The following is a 6,440-nucleotide window of genomic DNA, read 5'->3' as shown; positions in this document are numbered from 1 at the left end:
GGATGTTTTTCTTTTTAGCGTCAGGATCTAAACTTACAAGTAATCGGATAGTTAGAATAGAGATTGGATTATTGTAGGATTTACTTTTACACATTAGATATATGCATAAATTAACCAAGTCCTTTTGAAAATCGGTGCAAAAAACCTCCCTACCCACTCAAATGTAACAATTTATGAGTATAAGAATATTTTCCACCCTTACATGCAATGTAAAATTAGTAAGGAATTTATTTTATGAAAAAATGTTAATTAAAAAAGAGTTAGAAGTGGTAATTTGAAAAAATTAATACTATGGTTTTTATTAACTACATTCTGTCTACATATTGCAGGATGTTCTAATAATATAGCTACACTCAAGGATAAATCTAAAACTTCAACACCTGCGAATTGTAAATCCATCAACAAAGCTTGGTACAAGAAACATATGTAATGTAATAATTGATGATATAAATCTAAAAAAAGACACCCTAAGGTGCCTTTTTTTATAGACAATAATACGATATTCATCAAAAATTATGAGTAATTTTTTTATTTTGATTTTCAAAATAATTTTCTTTAACTATTTTTATCAAATTTTCTTTTTCTGTTAGTTCAAATATAAATAATGCTTTTTTCATGTTATCAGCTACATCTTCTTCATTATATTTTTTCAGTTTTAGCAAATTCCAAGCTTTTCCATAGTACAATTCACCTAATAAATATAAAGTATTTAAATTAATAGCTAATTTGATACCCATATCATTGTATTTTATTGCCTCTTCATGCTGATTTGCATGACCTAAAATTTTCGCTAAATTAAAAATGATTTTTAATTTAATCTCTTTATCTCTAGGAAAATCTAACTTATTAAAATTCGTTAAACATCTTCTTAATATAGTAATACTCTTTTCATACTCTTTATTTGCCCAATGAAATATAGCTATCGACTGCATAATATCTATTTCTCTTTCTGATAAAAAATCAACATTCGTTACTGTTAGTTTTAACGCGCTATTTAAAAGATTTAAAGCAGTTTTTATTGATTTATTTACATGAAATATAGCAATGGCTTCATGCCATATTAGAAATTGTTTATCTTCTTTTAACTGGAAATTATTTTCGTTTTTCTCTTGTTTCACTATTTCGTAAAGTTCATGATATTGTTTTTGCTTTGTACAATCCCTCATTACACACTTTACATTTTCTACATATTTTAGTTTTTTATTTTGCGTTAGTGCGAAAATATTATTTGGATCAATACCAAGTCTTTCAGATAACTGATATAACAATATACTAGATGGATAGATCATACCTTTTTCTATTTTGCTAATTTGACTTTGCGAACATATTCCATGACACAATTCAGATTGTGATATATTCTTTTTCATTCTAAGTTCTTTAATGGTAATACCCAAATCGTAAAATTCCATTTTTCCTCCTCAAATATAGCCCTCAATGAGTAACAGAACATTTTTCACCCTTTAATGTAATGTAAAATCAGTATAGTTGCAATTATTGTTTCTTCTATCGGCCTTTTCACTCCTTTGCTCAGCTGCATTTCGAAGCGAGAGTCTTACTTCACAGAAAAACAGACTAGGGAGAAAGTTTTCTCCTTAGCCTGTCCCACCGATATTTCGGATTTATTAAGAGCAACACCATATTGCTTTATCAAATGATTTTTCAGGAATATATACTTTATCATTTTCGATTTTGTATTTTATATCGTTTCTCTTCAGCACTTCCGTATCAACAGAATGAACACTATCACCCCACCGAACAAACTCCCCATCATCACGGTTGTCCCAAAAATAAAAACTTACGAATACGATAAAAACACATACGCATAGAGCGAACCACTTCTTTTTCCGCAAATACCTCACCACCTTAAACTGGAGAGCTACTAAAAAAACATTACTCATTTCCGTCTCTTTTTAACAACAATTAAAAACGCAATAAATAATACGTTCACACCGACGATTAAAGAGATAAATAACCAATTCACACCTGTTTCTCCGTTAACTTTATACACATTTGATTCTTCGCGCTTTAAAACAAGATAAAAATTTCCATTTTCCTCTCTTATAATTTCATCTTCCAGTAGGCCACGTAATTCCTTTTTTTCTCCAATCAAATTTGCATGAAGAGGAACTTTTTGTGTCTCTTTCGTATTATTAATCGCTACTAATGTTACCTCATCTTTATACTTTCGTTTTAATATACTCATTCCATCTTTATCGTATAGAAGTTCAAACGTACCACGTCGTAAAGATAGCCTCGTTTGTCTAAGTTCACCAAGTTTTGTTATGTGCTGCATAAATTTTTCATCTGACTTGAAATCCATTAATCGTCTGTTATCCGGAGTATCCCCTCCATCTAATGCAATTTCAGTCCCATAATAAAAATTCGGAATGCCTGGTGATGTTAATAAATATGTAAGAGCTAGTTTCAAACGAGATGGTGGATAATTCATATTCTCTTTTGCAATACGAGCAAACCTTTTCGTATCTTGATTATCTAAAAATATAACAGATTCTCCTTCTTTTTTACTCACATCATATAAAGGTTTCACCGATACATCCGCTTCGGAAAACGATTCTACTATTTTTTCGTTGTATTCACTGTCTCCTTTTGTCATAACCCGAAAATCTTTCTTTATCACTTGCATATCTTTTTGCACGTCACCCCAAAAAGCAGGCGACTGTTTTTCACTATGCATTACATAACTTGCATCTAAATCGGCTTCTTTGATCCACCATTTCATCGAGTCGATGACTTGTTGTTCGTTTTCTCTAAGTGGAAATTGAAATATAACTTTCATTCCTCTTGCATGAGCTTCTTTTACAAGTTCTTTCACATCATTTTCTGTTCCGAAATGTTCATTTACCTTTTGAAAATTGCGGGCGTCTAACCCATCGTACTTTCCACTTTCAAAAAGCGGAGAAAGCATAACAGCAGTAAAACCCATTTCTTTTATGTAATCCAGTCTTTTTATAATCCCTCTTATATCTCCACCCTGATATCCTTCTAAATTACCAACTTCTAACTGTTTGTCATTTTTCGGTTCCCCATTATTAAAACGATCAATCATAATGGAATATATAACTTCGTCTCGCCACTCTCTTTTTTCGTCTGCAAATATATGTATTGGTACAAACAAAACGACAGCTAAACAAAAACAAATGAATAGTTTCCTAGTATGCATTTTCCCCACACGCATCCCCCATGTTTTTTAATTGTAAGAATATTATACCAATTATCTGGACGAATCGCATACGTTGATTTCATTCTTATCAAATTACCCCATGTTAGATTTTCTAACATAACACATAAAGTTTTCTGAATTTTTAGTTGATTTTTCATTTCATTTCGAATATGATATGAAACATAACAAATTGATGTTATTTTTTCTAACATTATAGGAGGAGAGAGAATGAATACGGGAGATACGGTTTTTATGTTTGTAGCGACAGTAATGGTCATGTTAATGACACCAGGATTAGCACTTTTTTATGGAGGTATGGTTCGCAGTAAAAACGTACTCAGTACGACAATGCATAGTTATAGCGCAATGGCTATCGTTTCGATTCAGTGGATTGTAATTGGTTATTCTTTATCATTCGGACCAGATTGGCACGGACTTATCGGCACATTCGATTGGTTCGGTTTAAACGGAGTTACCTACGCACCAAATCCAGACTACTCATCTACTATTCCTCACAACTTATTTATGATGTTTCAACTCATGTTCGCTATTTTAACTCCTGCTTTAATTTCAGGTGCATTCGCCGAAAGAATGCGATTTTCAGCTTTCCTTATTTTCATCCTTCTATGGACAACGATCGTTTACAATCCTGTCGCTCATTGGGTATGGGGTGTTGGCGGATGGCTAAGAGAACTTGGCGCGTTAGACTTCGCTGGTGGTAATGTCGTTCATATCACATCTGGTGTTGCTGGCCTTGTATTAGCTATTTTCCTCGGAAAACGAAAAAACATAAACGGTTCGTCTCCTCATCATTTGCCATTTACGATGTTAGGTGCAGGCTTACTGTGGTTCGGCTGGTTCGGTTTTAACGTCGGAAGCGCATTATCTTTAAACGACGTAGCTTTAACTGCATTTATTAATACAAATATAGCCGCCGCTGCCTCAGCATTAACTTGGATGCTTTCAGAATGGTTCTTCCAATCAAAACCGACTGCGATGGGGGCTGCTTGCGGAGTTGTTTCCGGTCTAGTCGCTATCACACCAGCTTGTGGGTTCGTTACACCTTTCTCCGCCCTTCTTATCGGAGCAATCGGCGGTATATTATGCTTCGGAGCGGTCTTTTTCTTAAAAACAAAATTTGGATACGACGATACACTTGATGCTTTTGGATGTCACGGCATCGGAGGAACTTGGGGCGGTATTGCGACAGGACTATTCGCAACTACTGCTGTAAACAGCGATGGCGCTAATGGATTATTTTACGGAAACGCTACTTTACTTTTTAAACAACTTGTAGCAATTGGAGCAACATATGCATTTACAATCATCATGACGTACGCCATTATAAAAGCAATTAACTTCTTCCTCCCTGTTCGGGTAGATGAGCACGAGGAACATATGGGACTTGATATTTCGATGCACGGTGAGAAAGCTTATGAGCATACAGAGCGAGTGAACTAAAAAAGAGATGCAATCTACTGATAGTAGATTGCATCTCTTTTTTGTACTCGTTGGCAATATACCCCCGATTGGTATTTCCGTGAATATATCAGCGATTATTCGGATATATCGACGATTTTTCAAATATATCAGCGATTCTTTCAATATATCGACGTTTCGACACAGTATATCGATTTACCAACAAATTCCGACATAACGAAACTGAAGAATACCCGCGCGTAACTTTACATAAACAAAAAAAGACGACCGTTTCATAACAGTCGCCTTTTCCTATTTATTTCGGGGCATTTCCTACATATTGCGTAATATCAACATTTAACGCTTGCGCTAAACGCATACCGTACTCTTGATCTGCACGGAAGAAGTTACAAACAGCTAGTAATTTCGTGCGTTCATTTACGTCTTTTAAGTCATTTGTTAAGTTTGCAATTAAGTTCGTTTGCTCTTCTTTAGAGAATGAACGGTAACGCTCGCCTGCTTGTTTGAAGTCATTTGGTTTGTCAATTTTCTCACGAGATACATAACCTTCTACTTTCATAGTTGAATCACGATAAGCTTTGTCTTCAACTGGATTTTCAGCATGACGGCTCGGTTCGTAGTTGATTGTAGATGGGTTTTGATCAATTTGCATCGCACCATCACGTTGTTGGTTACGAACAGCTGCGTATGGGCAGTTTACAGGAATTTGTAAGTAATTTGCACCAAGACGATAGCGTTGCGTATCTGGGTAAGAGAATAAACGACCTTGTAATAATTTATCTTCCGATGGTTCAATACCATTTACAGTTGCGCTTGGAGAGAACGCGACTTGCTCTACTTCCGCAAAGAAGTTTTTCGGATTACGATTTAACGTCATCGTCCCTACTTCCATTAATGGGAAACGATCTTCTGGCCATACTTTCGTTGGATCTAATGGATCGAAATCTAAAGAATCCGTTTCTTCTAGTTGCATCACTTGTACGTGTAAATCCCACTTCGGATAATTTCCTTTTTCGATTGCATCGAACAAGTCACGAGTTGCATGGTTGAAGTCTTCCCCTTGTACCTCTTGCGCTTCTTTTGCACTTAAGTTACGTACACCTTGCTGCGGTTTCCAGTGATATTTAATGTAAACGATTTTCCCTTCTGCATTAATCCATTTAAATGAGTGTACACCGAAACCTTCCATTTCACGGTAGCTTGCTGGTGTACCATAATCAGAGAATACCCATGTCATCATATGTGTAGATTCTGGACTTAACGTCATGAAATCCCAGTAGCGATCTGGCGTTTGAATATTTGTATCAGGTGCTGGTTTTAAAGAATGCACCATATCAGGGAATTTAATTGCATCACGAATGAAGAAGACTGGTAAATGGTTACCTACGATATCGTAATTTCCTTCTTCTGTATAAAATTTAACAGCGAATCCACGTGGATCACGAGCTGTTTCCGGAGAACCTTGACCATGAATAACCGTTGAGAAACGAACAAATACAGGCGTTTCAGTTCCTTCATTTTGTAAAAATGCTGCTTTCGTATATTGCTTCATGCTGTTTTTCGTTACGAACACACCGTGAGCACCTGCACCACGTGCATGCACAACACGCTCCGGAATGCGTTCACGATCAAAGTGCGCAAGTTTTTCTACTAAATGATAGTCTTCTAATAATACCGGTCCACGGCGACCAGCTGTACGAGAATTTTGATTGTCTCCAACTGGAGCACCTTGGTTTGTTGTTAAGCGATTATTTGGATTCATCTAGGGGGATCCTCCTCTTTCTTTCGTAGTAATTATTATTTATTTAAAATTATTATA

General features: G+C 35.5%; 5 protein-coding genes. 1 reads left to right on the top strand and 4 read right to left on the bottom strand.

What is annotated here, in order from left to right; genetic code table 11:
- Nucleotides 1-506 precede the first annotated feature (506 nt).
- The 3 genes from DN390_RS27830 to DN390_RS27820 all read right to left on the bottom strand — a co-directional run bounded on the left by DN390_RS27830 (nt 507) and on the right by DN390_RS27820 (nt 3,196).
- Complete coding sequence (locus DN390_RS27830) at nt 507-1,409, bottom strand: helix-turn-helix domain-containing protein (protein WP_098265409.1); 903 nt, start codon at nt 1,407-1,409, stop codon at nt 507-509.
- A gap of 213 nt (nt 1,410-1,622) precedes the next feature.
- Nucleotides 1,623-1,850 carry a hypothetical protein gene (locus DN390_RS27825; RefSeq protein WP_060633098.1) on the bottom strand — a complete coding sequence of 76 codons (228 nt, stop codon included), beginning with the start codon at nt 1,848-1,850 and terminating at the stop codon, nt 1,623-1,625.
- A gap of 44 nt (nt 1,851-1,894) precedes the next feature.
- Nucleotides 1,895-3,196: an alpha-amylase family glycosyl hydrolase gene (locus DN390_RS27820; RefSeq protein WP_147809036.1), complete on the bottom strand. Its 1,302-nt coding sequence runs from the start codon at nt 3,194-3,196 to the stop codon at nt 1,895-1,897.
- Nucleotides 3,197-3,409: 213 nt separating this feature from the next.
- On the opposite strand from DN390_RS27820, the gene DN390_RS27810 reads away from it, so the two are divergent.
- Nucleotides 3,410-4,642, top strand: coding sequence for an ammonium transporter (locus DN390_RS27810; protein WP_060629926.1), 1,233 nt, complete (start codon nt 3,410-3,412; stop codon nt 4,640-4,642).
- A gap of 274 nt (nt 4,643-4,916) precedes the next feature.
- Here the strand turns inward: DN390_RS27810 and katB are convergent, their stop codons facing one another.
- The gene (gene katB, locus DN390_RS27805; protein WP_147809035.1) at nt 4,917-6,383 is read right to left on the bottom strand and encodes a catalase KatB; all 1,467 of its coding nucleotides are present in this window, start codon (nt 6,381-6,383) and stop codon (nt 4,917-4,919) included.
- Nucleotides 6,384-6,440: the final 57 nt, after the last annotated feature.

Origin of the sequence: Bacillus sp. SH7-1, from assembly GCF_008042405.1 — a bacterium.
GTDB lineage: Bacteria > Bacillota > Bacilli > Bacillales > Bacillaceae_G > Bacillus_A > Bacillus_A thuringiensis_N.
This window is presented reverse-complemented; position numbering and strand designations above follow the sequence as displayed.

What these genes read in the sequence shown, in the direction of transcription:
- DN390_RS27830 (WP_098265409.1), bottom strand. Translation starts at nt 1,409, where the DNA reads ATGGAATTTTACGATTTGGGTATTACCATTAAAGAACTTAGAATGAAA.
- DN390_RS27820 (WP_147809036.1), bottom strand. Translation starts at nt 3,196, where the DNA reads ATGCGTGTGGGGAAAATGCATACTAGGAAACTATTCATTTGTTTTTGT.
- DN390_RS27810 (WP_060629926.1), top strand. Translation starts at nt 3,410, where the DNA reads ATGAATACGGGAGATACGGTTTTTATGTTTGTAGCGACAGTAATGGTC.
- katB (WP_147809035.1), bottom strand. Translation starts at nt 6,383, where the DNA reads ATGAATCCAAATAATCGCTTAACAACAAACCAAGGTGCTCCAGTTGGA.